Raw genomic sequence first — 17,327 nt, forward strand, 5'->3', positions numbered from 1 at the left:
ACACTTTCCGTAAACAAGAATAAGGAGGAATATTAATATGAAATTAGTACCTTTAGGAGACAAAGTTGTATTAAAACAATTAGAAGCAGAAGAAACAACAAAATCAGGAATTGTTTTACCTGGTCAAGCGAAAGAGAAACCACAACAAGCTGAAGTCATTGCGGTAGGACCTGGCGGAATCGTAGATGGTAAAGAAGTTACTATGCAAGTTAAAGTAGGAGATAAAGTAATCTACTCGAAATATGCTGGAACAGAAGTAAAACTTGGTGAAGATGAATACATTGTTGTAAAACAAAATGATATTGTTGCAATAGTAGAAGATTAAGACATAAGAAACGGAATAGTTATAGATGTAATAACCACTCGATATTATAAAAAATAGGAGGCAATACATTATGGCAAAAGAAATAAAATATGGTGCAGAAGCAAGAAAAGCTCTTGGAGCAGGTGTAGATAAATTAGCAAATACAGTTAAAGTAACTTTAGGACCAAAAGGAAGAAACGTTGTTCTTGACAAATCTTACGGTGCTCCATTAATCACAAACGATGGTGTTACAATTGCGAAAGAAATTGAATTAGAAGATGCATTCGAAAACATGGGTGCTCAATTAGTTAAAGAAGTAGCAACAAAAACAAACGATGTTGCTGGTGATGGTACGACAACAGCTACTGTATTAGCACAAGCTATGGTTGTAGAAGGTATGAAGAACCTTGAAGCAGGCGCTAATCCTATTATCTTAAGAAAAGGTATGAAGAAAGCAACAGAATGTGCAGTAGAAGCGATTAAGAAGATGAGCTCAAATGTTACAGGTAAAGAGCAAATTGCTAAAGTTGCTGCAATCTCTGCAGGAGATGAAGAAGTTGGTCAATTAGTTGCAGATGCTATGGAAAAAGTTTCTAACGACGGTGTTATCACTATTGAAGAATCGAAAACTATGAAAACAGAACTTGATTTAGTTGAAGGTATGCAATTTGACCGTGGTTATGTATCAGCATACATGGCAACAGATATGGATAAGATGGTTGCTAACCTTGACAATCCATATATCTTAATCACTGATAAGAAAATCTCTAATATTCAAGAAATCTTACCAGTACTTGAGCAAATCGTTCAATCAGGCGCTAAATTATTAATTATCGCTGAAGACGTTGAAGGTGAAGCATTAACTACATTAGTTATTAATAAATTAAGAGGTACATTCCAAGTAGTAGCTGTTAAAGCTCCTGGTTATGGTGATAGAAGAAAGGCTATGTTACAAGATATCGCTATCTTAACTGGTGGTACTGTAATCTCTGATGAACTTGGATTAGATTTAAAAGAAACAACAATGGATCAACTTGGCCGTGCAAAATCTGTTAAAGTAGAAAAAGAAAATACAATCATCGTTGATGGTGAAGGCGATAAAGAAGAAATCGCTTCTAGAATTGCTCAAATCAGATCTCAAATCGAAGAAACTACTTCAGATTTCGATAAAGAAAAATTACAAGAAAGACTTGCTAAACTTGCTGGTGGTGTAGCTGTTATCCGTGTAGGTGCTGCTACTGAAACTGAAATGCAAGAAGCTAAGTTACGTATGGAAGATGCCTTAGCAGCAACAAGAGCAGCTGTTGAAGAAGGTATCATCGCAGGCGGTGGATCTTCTTATATTCACGCTTCAAAAGAAGTTGCTAAATTAGTGAATACACTTGAAGGTGATGAAAAGACTGGTGCTAACGTTATCTTAAAAGCACTTGAATCTCCATTATTCACAATCTCAGCAAACGCTGGTTTAGAAGGTGCTGTTGTTATTAGTAAAGTAAGAGAACAAGAACCAGGAATGGGATTCGATGCATTAAAAGAAGAATATGTTGATATGGTAGCGAATGGTATCCTTGATCCAGCTAAGGTTACAAGAAGTGCATTACAAAACGCTACAAGTGTAGCATCTACATTACTAACAACAGAATCTGTTGTAGCTACAATCAAAAAAGATGAACCAGCTATGCCAGCAGGTGCAGGCGGCGGAATGGGAATGATGTAATTTAATCAAATATACATTCGCAAAATAGTCATCTAGTATAGCATCATAGATAGAGAAGGCAATTTTCGGTGATACTATGTGATAATACATAGTATCATATGGAAATTGCCTTTTTATTTTAGAGAAAATGATTAGGATTCATGGCAGTTTATATAAATTTTATGACATACCACTTTCTTTTCCGTGCATTTTTTAGTATAATGTATTTAATTGCTTAAGATTAGTTAGTAGCATGATTGTAATTAGGAGGAAGTTTTATATGGGAGAAACTTATGCAGAAGCAGGGGTATCTAGATTACCTACTGCGAAAACATACCTTATTAAGTTTTTATTAATTGTACTTACATTCGCATCCGTGATTTTAACACTAACGGTATCACCTGCTTTATTTACATTCGTATTAGTTTGTATTGTGGCAATTTCATTCATATTCCCTAGACTTAATGTTGAATATGAATATGTGTACTGTGATGGACAAATTGATTTTGATCGTATCAGTGGAAAAGCAAAAAGAAAGAGAATGTTACGTATCGATATGGAACAAGTGGAAATTGTTGCACCAGAGACTTCACATGCACTTGACTCTTATCGTAATAACAAGAGTTTTACTCTTAAGAACTTTAGTTCATTAAGAAAAGATGCAAAAACCTATGCGATTTATTCTGTTTCGGGAGAATCAAGATACAAGATCTTATTTGAGCCAAGCGAGAAGATGCTTGAATGTATGAGATACAAAGCACCTCGTAAAGTAATGATGCAATAACATTCATTGCATAAAACTTTTTCGAGTTATCTGGCACCAAATTGAATATAGTATATTCAATTTGTGTGCTTACAGATATGGAAGAAACAGGGTTTACAATGACTTGCTGCATTTTATTAATATGTTTATAAGAAATAATTATATAAAGTAAGAAAATGAGCTAAATAGTTAAGAATATAACTGAAATCAAAAAGAGATTGTGAGAAACAATCTTTTTTTTGTATTTAATAGGTTGACAAGTTTATTTTTTTTAGTTATACTTGTGAAAATTACTGTCTACGACAGAAAGACATTATTAAAAAAATGTCATTCAAAACTACAATGAGAAAGTGAGGATATTTGAAATGGGAACAATTATCGGTGAAGGAATTACATTTGATGATGTGTTACTCGTACCAGCATATTCAGAGCATATTGCAAATCAAGTTGACTTAGCTACTAACTTAACAAAGACGATTAAGTTAAATATTCCTATGATGAGTGCAGGAATGGATACAGTTACAGAACATAGAATGGCAATTGCTATGGCTAGACAAGGTGGCATCGGAGTTATTCACAAGAATATGTCAGTAGAAGCACAAGCAGAAGAGGTAGACAAAGTAAAACGTTCGGAAAACGGCGTTATTACCGATCCATTTTATTTATCACCAGAACATACATTAGAAGATGCCAACAATTTGATGGCAAAATTTAGAATCTCTGGTGTTCCAATTACAGAAGGCAAGAAATTAGTAGGTATTATTACAAACCGTGATCTTAAGTTTGAAACAGATTATTCTAAGAAAATCAAAGATAGTATGACAACAGAAGGATTGATTACGGCACCAGAAGGAATTACATTATCTGAGGCAAAAGAAATCCTTGCTAAAGCAAGAAAAGAAAAATTACCAATCGTAGACAAAGACGGAAATCTAAAAGGTCTTATTACTATAAAAGACATTGAAAAACAAATTAAATACCCATTATCAGCAAAAGATGGACAAGGAAGATTATTATGTGCAGCAGCTGTAGGTATTACAAACAACATTTTAGTTCGTGTAGATGCTTTAGTGAAAGCTAAAGTTGATGCAATTGTTATCGACTCAGCTCACGGACATTCCCTTAACGTAGTTAATACAATTAAGATGGTAAAAGAAAAATATCCAGACTTACAAGTTGTTGCTGGTAATGTAGCTACAGGCGAAGGAACAAGAGCATTAATTGAAGCAGGAGCAGATGCAGTTAAAGTTGGTATCGGACCTGGTTCTATCTGTACAACTCGTGTTGTTGCTGGTATCGGTGTTCCTCAAATCTCTGCAATTATGGATTCTTATGCAGTAGCAAAAGAATATGGCGTACCAATCATTGCTGATGGTGGTATCAAATATTCTGGAGATATGACTAAAGCAATCGCAGCAGGTGCTAACGTATGTATGATGGGTAGTATCTTCGCTGGTTGCGATGAAAGTCCGGGAACATTTGAATTATTCCAAGGTAGAAAGTACAAAGTATACCGTGGTATGGGATCAATCGCAGCTATGGAAAACGGAAGTAAAGATCGTTACTTCCAAACAGATGCTAAGAAATTAGTTCCAGAAGGTGTTGAAGGTCGTGTAGCTTATAAAGGAACTGTTGAAGATACCGTATTCCAACTTATGGGTGGTCTTCGTTCTGGTATGGGTTATTGTGGATGCCCTACAATTGAAGAGTTAAAGGAAAGAGGAAAATTCGTTAAGATTTCCGCTGCTTCATTAAAAGAAAGTCACCCACATGATATTCATATCACAAAAGAAGCTCCTAACTACAGTGTAGAACAATAAATTGATTTATATAAATTAACTCAAATTTATAAGACAATCTTCATGTTTTGTATGTGGATTCATGGATTTACAAATCCGTGCCTCATATACAAAACAGTTGAAAGATTGTTTTTTTTTGTTGCATCTGATTGTGTATATAACTCAAACGTTGGCAATCGCGATGCTTCAAAGTAAGTGACTTACCCCATATGTTTCATAATATTTATTACATAGAATAGTTAAGAATTTCTTAATGGGTTGAAACATAGAAAAAATTGTGGAATAATAGGAGAAGAGAGTACAGAAGTAAGACAGATGGAGTTAATATAATGAGGAAAAGATTAACTAAGGCACAATATAGAAGAAAGAAAAAGATGAAACGATTATTAATACTTAGTAGTTTGGTATTAATGTTTGTGACAGGGGTATGCCTCTTAGGTGGAGGAATATCGAAGATTCTTCAAGGTGGATTGTTTGGAGTAATGAGTAAACCGACACTAAAGATGATAGATGGATTCTATGATAGTCTTAATATAGAAGAGATGTTGCTTACACCGAATGAATATTCAAGGCCGAAGACAGGACTTAAGAAAGTTAAGGGTGTGGTAATTCATTATACTGCTAATCCAGGAACCGATGCAGAGGCAAATCGAAATTACTTTGAGGGACTTAAAGAAGGTAAAACTTATGCCAATGGTAATTATATCTACTCAAGTAGTAATTTTATTATAGGTTTGAAAGGAAATATCATTCAGTGCGTCCCTTTGAATGAGGTTGCATATGCATCAAATGGTAGAAATGAAGATACCATATCAATTGAAGTGTGCCATCCAGATGAGACAGGAAAATTCACAAAGAAATCATATAAATCCTTGGTCAAACTTACCGCATGGATTTGTTCGGAATATAATCTAAAGAAAGAGGATATTATAAGACATTACGATGTTACAGGTAAGATTTGCCCGAAGTATTTTGTAGAGAATGAAGAGGACTGGGAACAATTCAAAGAAGATGTGTTTAAAGTAATCGAAGAGAATGCAAAGAATAAATAATGCAAAACCTATATATAAGAAGAGAGTCGCTCTTATAGATCATTCTATAAGTAGCGACTCTTTTGCTTGTTATATGTCACAGTTAGTAAATTAAAACTTGTAGTTTGATTTGGTTTTCTTATTATAAAGAAAGTGTGATATCCTTGCCGATTGGCGTATATTTAGTGAATTTAACACCTGCAGATGTCAGCATTCTCTTGGAGGCAAGTACTGCTGGTGTATGTGCGTATTTATCATCCATATAGATAATTTCAGCAATTCCTTTTTGAATAATTGCTTTCGTACATTCGTTACATGGGAAAAGTGTTACATATACCTTAGAACCTTTTATATCAGTACCTGTATAATTAAGTATTGCGTTAAGTTCCGCATGACATACATAGAAATATTTCGTATCGAAGGGGTCACCTTCACGTTCCCATGGATACTCGTCATCGGAGCAGCCATATGGCATTCCGTTATATCCAACAGATAGAATCTTGTTATCTTGACTAACGATACAAGCACCAACACTAGTACCAGGATCTTTACTTCTATTTGTAGATAACAATGCGATTCCCATAAAATAAGCATCCCAATTAATATAGTCTTGTTTTTTCATAAAGCACCTCCGTTGTTTGGAATTAAGTATAATAGAAAACAAAGTGTACATTCTATTATTAGTAACCAAGATCTGAGAGTCATAGTTACAGTGGTTATATTTTAACATTGAAATACACCATATGTAAATAAAATACTAGATAAAATATAGCGAAATAGAAATAGTATCCCCTATTTTATGTAAGTCGATTCAATTTGTGAAAAAAAAACATAGGACTTTACATAAACTTAACATTCAAAAAATATGAAGGTAACATTATAGGTGTAAATTAAGTACTGTAAGGAAGAGGTAATGAAAAAAAGAGAGAATACGTAAAGTATTCCAGAGAGTTACCTAACGTAGCAAAAGGGGCTACGGGTTAACCTTACAACATAAACGACATTTATAAAATGGAGGATAATTAAGATGAGATTAAAACGATTAGTAGCATTATGTATGGTTGGAGCAATGGCGTTATCATTCGCTGGTTGTTCAAAGAACGAAAAAAACAATGCAAAAACGAACGGAAATACAACAGAAACAACAAATAAAACAGAAGATAGTACATCAACAGATACAACAGCGCAACCTGCAGAGGATTCATCTAACTTAAGTGGTACAGTAGTTATTACTGGTTCGACTTCAGTAGATAAAATCTTAAATGATATGATTGATGAATTCCAAGCAATTAACCCAGATGTAACAATCAACTACACTGGTACTGGTTCTTCAGCAGGTATCGCAGATACAATAGCAGGAAGCAATGATCTTGGTGCTTCATCAAGAGAATTAAAAGATGAAGAAAAAGCAGACAACGTAAAAGAAGTAGTTTTCGCTCATGATGGAATTGCTGTAATTACAAACCCAGCAAACACAGTTACAGATATTTCAGTAGAAAACCTTGCAAAAATCTATAGCGGTGAAATTACTAACTGGAATCAACTTGGTGGAAACGATGCTCCTATCGTAATCGTTTCAAGAGAAGGAGCTTCAGGTACAAGAAGTGCATTTGAAGAATTAATTAAATTAGAAGATGCAGGCGGCTTAACAGAAGATGCAATGGTAGTAGAAGGTAACGGTAACGTTCAAACTTCAGTAGCTGGTAATGAAAATGCAATTGGTTATGTATCATTCTCATTCATTGATGATACAGTTAAGGCTCTTACAGTAGAAAGCGTTGAGGCAACTGCTGAAAATGCAAAAGCTGGTTCATACCCATTATCAAGACCTTTCTTATTCGTGTATGACGAAAACAACTATACAGCACAGACAAAAGCATTCGTTGAATTTGCACTTAGCGAGGATGGCCAATCTTATGTAGAAGCACACGGAGGCATTAAGATAGATTAATATGAAGACGACAAAGATACGCGAAAAAATCATTGAAACATTATTCCTAATATGTGCCCTTATAAGCGTTATCAGCGTTGTAGCAATAATAGCATTTGTATTCTCCAAAGGACTTAAACCGTTCTTTGGAGAAAATGCGTACAGTTTTACAGATTTCATCACTGGTGTTCATTGGAACCCAGAGAATAACCAATATGGTGTATTCTATATGATAGCAGGATCTGTATTCGCTACAGCTGGTGCGATTTTAGTTGGGGTTCCAATAGGATTATTAACAGCAGTATTTATTGCTGAAGTTGCACCAAAAAGCATAGTGAACATTATTAAACCTGCAATCGAATTACTTGCGGGTATTCCATCTGTTATTTACGGAGCATTCGGTATGGGTATTATATTACCTATTATTCAGAAAATATCACCACAACCACAAGGACAATCATTATTAGCAGTAATTTGTGTTTTAACAATTATGATTTTGCCTACTATTATAACATTATCCGAAAGTGCACTACGTGCCGTACCCAATTCATATAGTGAAGCTTCCCTAGGATTAGGTGCTTCTAAGATGCAAACAATTTTCTGTAGTGTAGTTCCAGCTGCAAAATCAGGTATCTTATCTGCCACAGTACTTGGCATTGGTAGAGCAATTGGTGAAACAATGGCGGTTATGATGATCGCTGGTAATGCAATTGGTGGTATACCAACAAGCATCTGGGATAAAGTACGTCCATTAACTGTTAATATATCTATGGAGATGGGGTATGCTTCTGGTAGACATCAAGAGATGTTATTTGCAACAGGTGTTGTTTTATTCGTATTTATTATGTTTGTTAATATTACAGTAATGCGTATTACACGTAAAGCAGGTGAAAAGAATTGATAAAATTCAAGATTGTAGAGAAAGGAGTCATACATGGCAAGATAGCTTGCAATATGTATGAGTGTAAGAATGAAGATAGAGAACAATCAATCAAGAATAATTAAAGATACAATAGGTAAGATATTACTATATCTAGCTTCTGCATTAAGTGTAATGACTTTGGTTGTTATCATTGGTTTCGTATTCGTAAAAGGATTACCTGGTATTAACATTGACTTCTTAACAAGACAATGGCAAGCCAAAACTACTTTTATTAACGTAGAGTTAAAGAATACCGAAGACACAAATCTTTCGGATTCTTATATTGCATCGTTAGGTGCACATGTAGAACAAAATGAAGATGGTTATATTGCAGTAACAAAACTAGAAAAAGATTCAGTCCTAAAAGATTCTAAGAATCTTAAAGGTGCTGCATATGAAGTTAAAGTAGATGATGTTATTACGAAAGTATTAGCTACAGATACAAAAAATATAACGTTAGAAGAGTTAAACAAACAATTTAATGATGCTGCTATGAATGGTGAAACATTAAAGCTTAAAGTGACACGTCCAGGTGGCGGTATTAAGCCGATGGTTGTATCGACTCTATATATCATATTATTATCGTTAGCAATTGCTGCACCGATAGGTATCCTATCAGCACTTTTTCTTACTGAATATGCGAAAAGAGGTAAAATCCTAGTAGTAATCCAATTTGCGATACAGATGTTAGCAGGTATTCCTTCTATTATCTATGGTTTGTTTGGTATGTTGGTTTTCGTGCAGATGTTAAAGATGCAGTATTCAATATTAGCAGGTGCACTTACCTTAAGTATCTTATTATTACCGACGATTATATCAACGACATCGGAAGCGCTGAAAGCAATACCAAAAGGATACAGAGAATCTTCTCTTGGTTTAGGTGCTACTAAGTTACAGACGAACTTTAAGATTGTACTACCGAATGCTTTACCGGGTATACTTGTAGCAATTATCTTAAGTATTGGACGTATTGTTGGTGAATCAGCTGCTTTAATCTGGACTGCAGGTACAATTGCGCAGATTCCTAGTTCATTAACAGGTAATACAGCAAGTGCTGCAACTTTAACTACCAAATTATATCAATTGTTAAAAGAAGAAGGGGATGTTGCTTCTGCTTGTTCCATTGCAGTTGTTATAATCGTGTTAATTTGGGTGTTAAACCTATTATCAAAATGGATTACAAGACGATTTACTGTTAAAAATTAAGAATATAAAATTTTACGTAATATAGAAAAGGAGCTTTTAAATGGAGAACAATGTGAAATTTCAAGTTCGTGATTTGGATTTATACTATGGTGATTTCCAAGCATTAAAGAAGATAAATATGGATATTATGAAGAATCAGATTACGGCATTCATTGGACCATCTGGCTGTGGCAAATCAACATTTCTTAAAACAATCAATCGTATGAACGATTTAATAGAAGGAGTACGTATCGATGGAACTATTCATATGGATGGGGTTAATATCTACAAAGATATTGATGTAATTAATCTACGTTCTAGAGTAGGTATGGTATTCCAACAACCTAACCCATTTCCTATGAGTATCTATGACAATGTTGCTTACGGTCCTAGAATTCATGGAATTAAAAAGAAAAGCCAATTAGATGAAATCGTTGAGAAAAGCCTTAGACAGGCAGCAATTTGGGAAGAGGTTAAAGATAAGTTAAAGAAGAATGCGCAAGCAGTATCCGGTGGACAACAACAAAGAATCTGTATTGCTAGAACATTAGCAGTAGGTCCAGAAGTTATCTTAATGGATGAACCAACATCTGCACTTGATCCAATATCAACTCTTAAAATCGAAGATTTGGCTGAAGAGTTAAAAGATAAGTATACAATTATCATAGTTACGCATAACATGCAACAAGCGAGTAGAATTTCTGATAAGACTGCTTTCTTCTTACATGGAGAAGTGGTAGAATATGGTGAGACGAGTCAAATCTTTAATAATCCGAAAGAGCAAAAGACAGAAGATTATATTACAGGTAGATTTGGTTGATTTTTATTTAAAATTAATTTATGATTAAAGGAGACCGTGTATGACTAGACATTTATTTATGCAAGAATTACGTGAATTAAATCAGAACGTAATTCGTATGGGTAGCTTATTAGAGAAATCCATTAATGATGTAATTGTAGCTCTAGAAAAGCTTGATGCTTCTCTTGCTACTGAAATTATTAAAAACGATGATGCGATTGATGATTTAGAACATCAAATAGAGAGAGAATGTATTGCAATGATTGCAAAACAACAACCGTTGGCAACAGATTTGCGTAAAGTAACTTCTATCATGAAGATTGTTACAGATGTAGAAAGAATAGCAGATCATTGTGCTGACATCTCTGAATATATTATTGTGTTAACGAAACAAAGCAATGTAATCGCACCTAAGAATCTGAAAGAGATGGTTAATGTTATGAAAAGCATGGTAATAGAGACGATTGATAGTTTTGTAGAAGTAGACGGTGCAAAAGCAAATCAAGTAATTGCGAAAGATGATATTGTAGATAATTACTTTGCTAGTATTAGTAATGAATTAACGGAAATTATGCAAGGAAACAAAGAAGCGATTCCTGCTTGTGTTAGTTATCTAATGATTATCAAATACTTAGAGAGAATGGCTGACCATGCAACTAATATAGCGGAATGGATTGAATACATCATTACTGGAACTATGATTGAGGGAAATTAATAATTTCTCATTAGTTAATCACTTATACCAATAGTAAGGTGGAGAAAGGAAGTAAACTTATGAGTACGAAAACAATTCTGGCAGTTGATGATGAACCACATATATTAGAGCTTCTTCAATACAATTTAGAAAGTGCAGGATATGAGGTAGTCAAAGCAGAAACTGGAGAGGATGCGATGAATTATATTGAAAATCAATCGTATGATTTTGCAGTAATACTACTTGATTGGATGTTACCAGGGATTGATGGGATCGAAGTCTTGAAGCGGATTCGTATGAATGAGAGATATAGAAATGTACCAATTATTATGCTTACAGCTAAGAGTGATGAAATTAGTAAGGTTGTAGGATTAGAAATTGGTGCTGATGATTACCTATCCAAGCCGTTTGGGGTACATGAATTAATAGCGAGAATGAAAGCCGTTATGAGAAGAAGTGGTGGTGTGCAGCCAGTTACTTCGAGTGAACAAGAAGAGATTATTAAGATTGATTCCCTCGTAATTAATAAAACGAGACGAACGGTTGAGGTCGATGGTAAGAGCGTGGACTTAGCTCTAAAAGAATATGAATTATTATATTTGCTCGCTAAAAACAAAGGAATTGTATTCACAAGAGAGAACCTACTTGAGAAGATTTGGGGCTATGATTATCTTGGAGAGACAAGAACGGTAGATGTTCATGTTCGTAATATTCGAAAGAAAATTGAGAAAGATGATACATCCCCTGTTTATATAAAGACAGTTCGAGGAATTGGATACAAATTTGGATAATAAGAAAATGCGTCTTTGTTGCTATGAGAGGCTGTATTAACAAGTAACTGATTGTGCAAAGGAGAGAGAAATAATGCAGAAGAAGCTAATGTTTTCTTATTTAATTATTATTCTTGCAGCTGTAGGGATATCCATGTTTGCCTCGTGGTCGAAAGGATATAATTACATAGGATATCAAAGAGAAGGGTATCACTTGATGCAAGCAGAGATGTTAGCGGATATATTCTCTGAAGCTGACTTAGAATCGTTTGAATCCTTTGCAGATAGTTATAGTCAAAAATATGGAGTACGAATTACGATTATTGGTAAAGATGGTACGGTCGTTGCTGATTCAGAAACGACAGAACTATTAGAAAACCATTCGACGAGAGAGGAAGTTATTCGCGCCCTTCAGGGGGAACATGTATCCTTGATACGGTATTCTCAAACAATGGATAAGAGGTATGCATATAGCGCAGTGCCAATTCATAAGGACGATTTTGATGGTGTAATGCGAATCTCTTTACCAGTATCGGAGTTCACAACCTTGTACAAGAATCTATTTGGGACGATTATGATGACGGTAATCCTTTGTATGCTAGGAGCAACCTTATTAGCAGCATTATTCACAAGAAATCTATCGAAACCGATTGATGATATCACTAAGGCAGCAGAAGGAATCTCTTGTGGAGATTATGAGACTAAGATTTATACCAATGATACACAACAATTAGGCCGTTTAGCAGAAGCTTTTAATCGTATGAGTGATAACCTTAATACAAGTGTTCGAGCGCTTAAGAGAAGGAATATTGAATTCGAAGCTATGTTAAAGAGTATGGCAAGTGGTGTTATTGCTATTGATAATAATGATATCGTTATGTTTACAAACGATGTTTTCAGCCAAATGGTGGAATGTAACAAGGATAAGATTGAAAGGCAGCCATTTTATACATTTATGCGAAATGCCGTATTGTTCCAAATTATTACGGAAGTACGTGATACGAAAGAAACTGTTATGCGTGAAGGTACAATTGCTTTAGCAGATGAAAAGATGGTACGCGTAACAGCAACACCTTTGTTAAAAGATAACAATAAGAATCTAGGTATCTTACTAATACTTGAAGATATTACGCAGATTCGTAAACTAGAGAATATGCGACGAGATTTTGTATCTAACGTTACGCATGAACTTAAGACACCGTTAACTTCTATTCGAGGATTTGTAGATACATTAAAAGCAGGTGCAATTAAAGAGGAACAAGTAGCAGCTCGTTTTATTGATATTATTGATATTGAATCAGAACGTCTATCAAGTTTAATTAATGACATCTTATTATTATCTGAGATAGAATCGAAAGAGGAACAAGTGGTTGCTCCATGTAATATGGATACAGTAATTACAGATGTAATTGAGTTACTACAACCGAAAATTGCTCATAAGAATGTAGTAATCGTATATAGTCCGAAACCAGATATGGATTATTATCCGGCTAATGCAAATCGAATGAAGCAATTGTTAATTAACTTACTAGATAATGCTGTAAAATACACAGAGGTTGGTACAATCACAATCCAATGTGAAAAGAGGAAGAATAAATTAGTATTGTGTGTTGAAGATACTGGAATTGGAATGGAAGAAGAGCATCTTGGACGGATTTTTGAACGTTTTTATCGAGTTGATAAGGGACGCGCAAGAAAAACGGGTGGAACTGGACTTGGGTTATCAATAGTTAAACATATTGTTGAACGATACAATGGGAAGATAAAAGTAGAAAGTAAGTTAAACAAAGGCACAAAGTTTACAATTGAATTACCGTATTAGTATTCTTTTAGAGGATATAACAAAAGAGTTCTTCAACTATATTATATAATTGAAGAACTCTTTTGCAACGTTTCTATCTGAGAAAGTTTCTCCGTAACTAGCAGTTTAAGATAAAATTCTTGTAGAATAAGTGGAAAAATGATATATGTTGCTTATATGCAATTCTTAGATCGCTTTCTACGAATGAAATAATCAATAAGGAATAAAATTATACTTCCAATTAAAACAAGGCTGACGATTCCAATCGCGCAGTACATGAAAAACTCCTCAGGAAGGAGGTTGATTATTGGATCAGTTGTAGGATCGAATAACCAATCATCATTACGAAATACAAGTTTGTGAAAGAGTAGGAAGGTTTTCTCAAAGTTTAGAGCTGTTGCAATACCAATAATGGAAGGTAATACAATAACGGTAATTGCAGAGGTACGTAAGTAAGAGGTATCACGATGCTTTTTTTTGTACAGAATAATAAATAGGAGTAAAACACCTGTTATTGCTGCAATGTAATAAAATGATACGAAGATTACTTTTGTTTCTGCAAAATGACTTGTTCCACTTTCAGAGGAAGCTAGCGAAGGGAATTTTAGTTCACCCTGATAAAACGGAGAACAGTAGTCTATTAATGCATCATAGTTTTCAATAATTGTTTCTCGATCTAGACCAGAATATTGTTCTAGCTCCAAACGGTTAATAGAATTATAGTAAAGGGATCTTGTGTTCAATATAATAATTACTGAGATGGATATGAAGAATAACGTGAATAGAATTCCGATTAAAATATTCGTTAACTTGAACGATACATTTTTTTTATTATTTATGTTCATATAAGCTCCTTTTGCATGACGATTAGATGGAATAATAGGGATGATATCATAGTAGGTAAACTCAAGTCAAGGAATATAGACAACCTTTGCTAAGATTTGCATATTTTAAAAAGAAGTGCTATAGTAACAGTTAGTAACATGGTTTTAAGTTGGAAAACGATGGGTTTTCAACTAGAGATTTTTGCTAGGCATATAGTCGAGCTTTGGAAAGGACAGGTTAGTTAAATGACTAAAATTGATATTATATCAGGATTTTTAGGAGCTGGTAAAACAACTCTAATTAAGAAATTAATAGAAGAAGCTTTCAAAGGTGAAAAGCTAGTTTTAATTGAAAATGAATTTGGTGAGATTGGCATTGATGGTGGCTTCTTAAAAGAAGCAGGAATCGAAATTACCGAGATGAACTCAGGTTGTATCTGCTGCTCATTAGTTGGTGATTTTGGGACAGCCCTTCAAGAAGTAATTACAAAATACTCTCCAGAAAGAATTATTATCGAACCTTCAGGAGTAGGTAAATTATCAGATGTAATTAATGCGGTACAAAAAGTAAAAGACCAAAATGATTCCATCGTATTAAATAGTTTTACAACAGTTGCCGATGTGAACAAATGCGGTATGTATATGAAAAACTTCGGTGAATTTTACAATAATCAAGTTGAAAATGCAAATACGATCATTCTTAGCCGTACACAAGCAACAACAGAAAAGAAACTTGATGCTTGTGTAAAAGCGTTAAAGGAACATAATGAGAACGCAGTAATTATCACAACTCCATGGGAAGATATTACTGGTGAAACAATCTTAAAAGCAATGGAAAGAAAGACTGACCTCGTGAAAGAATTATTGGAAGATGAAGATATTTGCCCAACTTGTGGACACCATCACGGTGAGGAGCATCATCATGATCATGAAGGACACGGACACCATCATAAAGAAGAGCATGATCACGAGTGTTGCGGACATGGACATCATCACGAAGAAGATCACGATCATGAGTGTTGTGGACATGGACATGATCACGGAGAAGATCACGAACATGAGTGTTGCGGACATGGACATGATCACGGAGAAGATCACGATCATGAGTGTTGCGGACATGGACACCATCACGAAGATGATCACGAACATGAGTGTTGCGGACATGGACATCATCATGGAGAAGACCATGACCATCATGGACATCACCATGCAGATGATGTGTTTACAAGTTGGGGTGTTGAAACACCACATAAATATGAGGAATCCGAATTAAAAGAAATTCTTCAAAAGCTTTCTGATTCAGATGCCTATGGTATGGTTTTACGTGCTAAAGGAATCGTACCAAGTACTGACAATACATGGTTACACTTCGATTTAGTACCAGGTGAGTTTGAAGTACGCCATGGAGCAGCTGATTATACAGGTAGATTGTGTGTAATTGGTGCAAAATTAAAGACAGATGATATAGAAAAACTATTCCATATTGCTTAAAAGGGAAGTAGACGATAACGAGACTCTTATGAGTGAGGCAACACTATTACAAGGGAATTGTAATGGCAGCCATAAAACACATGGATATATGACACCCATTACAAAGAGTTTCTTGTTTACCCAAATAAAAGGGAAGACAATTCAATATGTGTAAGACAGAAAGGTTGAAAACGCAGGTTTTCGATCGGAGATGCGTGCTATGTACAAAATCTCAAGGCTATGGAAAGGAGCTTATTAATTAATATGGCTGAGATACCAGTTTACGTAATTTCTGGGTTTCTAGAAAGTGGAAAAACTACATTTCTTTCAGAAACAATCCAGGATAAGGATTTTCTAGATGGAGGACTCTCTCTACTCATTGCTTGTGAAGAAGGAGAAGAAGAGTATGATGATACAGAATTAGAACAGCTGAATGTAAAGAAAGTTGTAATTGAAGAGGAAGAAGATTTAACAGAAGAATTAATGCTTGAGCTTCAGAAAACATATCGTCCTGCTCGTGTTTTAATTGAATACAATGGTATGTGGAAAGTAGAGCGTTTGATTAATGAAGTGCTTCCAAATCCATATACGGTTGTTCAGATTATTACATTGGTAGATGCTACAACGTTTGAATCGTATATGAATAATATGCGTTCTATTATGGTAGAACAATTCAAGGTGACAGATATGGTAATCTTTAATCGATCTACAGATAAGACAAACCAATCCTTCTGTAGAAGAAGTGTGAAGGCAGTAAATCGTCGGGCACAAGTGTATTTTGAAGGATTTAACGGTGATGCTATCGATGAAGAACCAGAAGAATTACCTTTTGATATTAATGCTCCTGTTATAACTTTGGAGGATGAAGATTTCGGAATATGGTACATGGATGCACTGGATAACCTAGATAATTATGTTGGAAAGACAATCAAGTTTCGTGGATATGTATATAAATCAGATCGATTCCCAAAAGGAGTATTAGTACCAGGTAGATTCGCAATGACATGTTGTGCAGATGATGTTTCTTTCATTGGTTTCATCTGTAAATATGAAGGTGCTGAAAACTTCGTAAGCAAACAGTGGGTTAATGTTACTGCTAAGATTGGTAAAGAATATCAAAAAGAGTATAAGAGCGAAGGACCAGTACTCTATGCTAAGAGTATAGTATTAACTGGTGAACCAAAGGAGAAATTGGTTTACTTTAATTAAGCGTAACAGTTTGGGAATACAAAAGGTACTAGGATAATAGTAATGATCCTAGTACCTTTTTGTTGCACTATTGTTAGTTTTGTGTAAGAATAAGTAAATAGAGCTAAAAGAAAGGGAAGAGGGTATAACA

The 17,327-nt window shown here is 34.7% G+C and carries 16 protein-coding genes; 14 read left to right on the plus strand and 2 right to left on the minus strand.

The annotated features are described in order from the left end of the window. The first annotated feature begins 37 nt into the window (after positions 1–37). From BUB90_RS11835 to BUB90_RS11855, 5 genes are all read left to right on the plus strand, one after another. Positions 38–325, plus strand: a complete 288-nt coding sequence (locus BUB90_RS11835; RefSeq protein ID WP_073287954.1) for a co-chaperone GroES — start codon at positions 38–40, stop codon at positions 323–325. Between the two features lie 70 nt (positions 326–395). Then, entirely contained in the window at positions 396–2,021 is a 1,626-nt protein-coding gene (gene groL, locus BUB90_RS11840) for a chaperonin GroEL (RefSeq protein ID WP_073287956.1), read from the plus strand. A 259-nt stretch (positions 2,022–2,280) separates the two neighbouring features. After that, positions 2,281–2,784 carry a DUF6106 family protein gene (locus tag BUB90_RS11845; RefSeq protein ID WP_073287958.1) on the plus strand — a complete coding sequence of 168 codons (504 nt, stop codon included), beginning with the start codon at positions 2,281–2,283 and terminating at the stop codon, positions 2,782–2,784. 344 nt (positions 2,785–3,128) lie between these two features. Then, entirely contained in the window at positions 3,129–4,583 is a 1,455-nt protein-coding gene (gene guaB / locus BUB90_RS11850) for an IMP dehydrogenase (protein WP_073287960.1), read from the plus strand. A gap of 308 nt (positions 4,584–4,891) precedes the next feature. Beyond that, positions 4,892–5,614 carry a peptidoglycan recognition protein family protein gene (locus tag BUB90_RS11855; RefSeq protein WP_073287962.1) on the plus strand — a complete coding sequence of 241 codons (723 nt, stop codon included), beginning with the start codon at positions 4,892–4,894 and terminating at the stop codon, positions 5,612–5,614. A 121-nt stretch (positions 5,615–5,735) separates the two neighbouring features. Here BUB90_RS11855 and BUB90_RS11860 read toward each other — a convergent pair whose 3' ends face one another. After that, positions 5,736–6,215: a deoxycytidylate deaminase gene (locus tag BUB90_RS11860; protein WP_073287964.1), complete on the minus strand. Its 480-nt coding sequence runs from the start codon at positions 6,213–6,215 to the stop codon at positions 5,736–5,738. Positions 6,216–6,620: 405 nt separating this feature from the next. Between BUB90_RS11860 and BUB90_RS11865 the strand changes: the two genes are divergently transcribed. The 7 genes from BUB90_RS11865 to pnpS all read left to right on the plus strand — a co-directional run bounded on the left by BUB90_RS11865 (position 6,621) and on the right by pnpS (position 13,715). After that, entirely contained in the window at positions 6,621–7,544 is a 924-nt protein-coding gene (locus BUB90_RS11865; RefSeq protein WP_073287966.1) for a phosphate ABC transporter substrate-binding protein, read from the plus strand. Between the two features lies 1 nt (position 7,545). After that, positions 7,546–8,424: a phosphate ABC transporter permease subunit PstC gene (pstC, locus tag BUB90_RS11870; protein WP_073287968.1), complete on the plus strand. Its 879-nt coding sequence runs from the start codon at positions 7,546–7,548 to the stop codon at positions 8,422–8,424. A 69-nt stretch (positions 8,425–8,493) separates the two neighbouring features. After that, positions 8,494–9,651 (plus strand): phosphate ABC transporter permease PstA, encoded by a 1,158-nt coding sequence (gene pstA, locus BUB90_RS11875; RefSeq protein ID WP_073288241.1) that lies wholly within the window; start codon positions 8,494–8,496, stop codon positions 9,649–9,651. A gap of 40 nt (positions 9,652–9,691) precedes the next feature. Beyond that, positions 9,692–10,450: a phosphate ABC transporter ATP-binding protein PstB gene (gene pstB, locus BUB90_RS11880; protein WP_073287970.1), complete on the plus strand. Its 759-nt coding sequence runs from the start codon at positions 9,692–9,694 to the stop codon at positions 10,448–10,450. Between the two features lie 40 nt (positions 10,451–10,490). Continuing rightward, a complete protein-coding gene (gene phoU / locus BUB90_RS11885) occupies positions 10,491–11,144 on the plus strand; it encodes a phosphate signaling complex protein PhoU (protein WP_073287972.1) in 654 nt (217 codons plus the stop codon). Positions 11,145–11,203: 59 nt separating this feature from the next. Then, positions 11,204–11,914, plus strand: a complete 711-nt coding sequence (locus BUB90_RS11890) for a response regulator transcription factor (RefSeq protein ID WP_073287974.1) — start codon at positions 11,204–11,206, stop codon at positions 11,912–11,914. Positions 11,915–11,987: 73 nt separating this feature from the next. Further along, a complete protein-coding gene (gene pnpS, locus BUB90_RS11895) occupies positions 11,988–13,715 on the plus strand; it encodes a two-component system histidine kinase PnpS (protein ID WP_073287976.1) in 1,728 nt (575 codons plus the stop codon). A gap of 152 nt (positions 13,716–13,867) precedes the next feature. Here the strand turns inward: pnpS and BUB90_RS11900 are convergent, their stop codons facing one another. Next, positions 13,868–14,539: a TIGR01906 family membrane protein gene (locus BUB90_RS11900; protein ID WP_073287978.1), complete on the minus strand. Its 672-nt coding sequence runs from the start codon at positions 14,537–14,539 to the stop codon at positions 13,868–13,870. 225 nt (positions 14,540–14,764) lie between these two features. Between BUB90_RS11900 and BUB90_RS11905 the strand changes: the two genes are divergently transcribed. Both BUB90_RS11905 and BUB90_RS11910 read left to right on the plus strand, forming a co-directional pair. Then, on the plus strand, positions 14,765–16,009 hold the full coding sequence (locus tag BUB90_RS11905; protein ID WP_073287980.1) for a CobW family GTP-binding protein: 1,245 nt from the start codon (positions 14,765–14,767) through the stop codon (positions 16,007–16,009). Positions 16,010–16,252: 243 nt separating this feature from the next. Continuing rightward, the gene (locus BUB90_RS11910) at positions 16,253–17,197 is read left to right on the plus strand and encodes a TIGR03943 family putative permease subunit (RefSeq protein WP_073287982.1); all 945 of its coding nucleotides are present in this window, start codon (positions 16,253–16,255) and stop codon (positions 17,195–17,197) included. Positions 17,198–17,327: the final 130 nt, after the last annotated feature.

The sequence above is a fragment of the Anaerosporobacter mobilis DSM 15930 genome, from assembly GCF_900142955.1.
Taxonomy (GTDB): Bacteria; Bacillota; Clostridia; order Lachnospirales; family Lachnospiraceae; genus Anaerosporobacter; species Anaerosporobacter mobilis.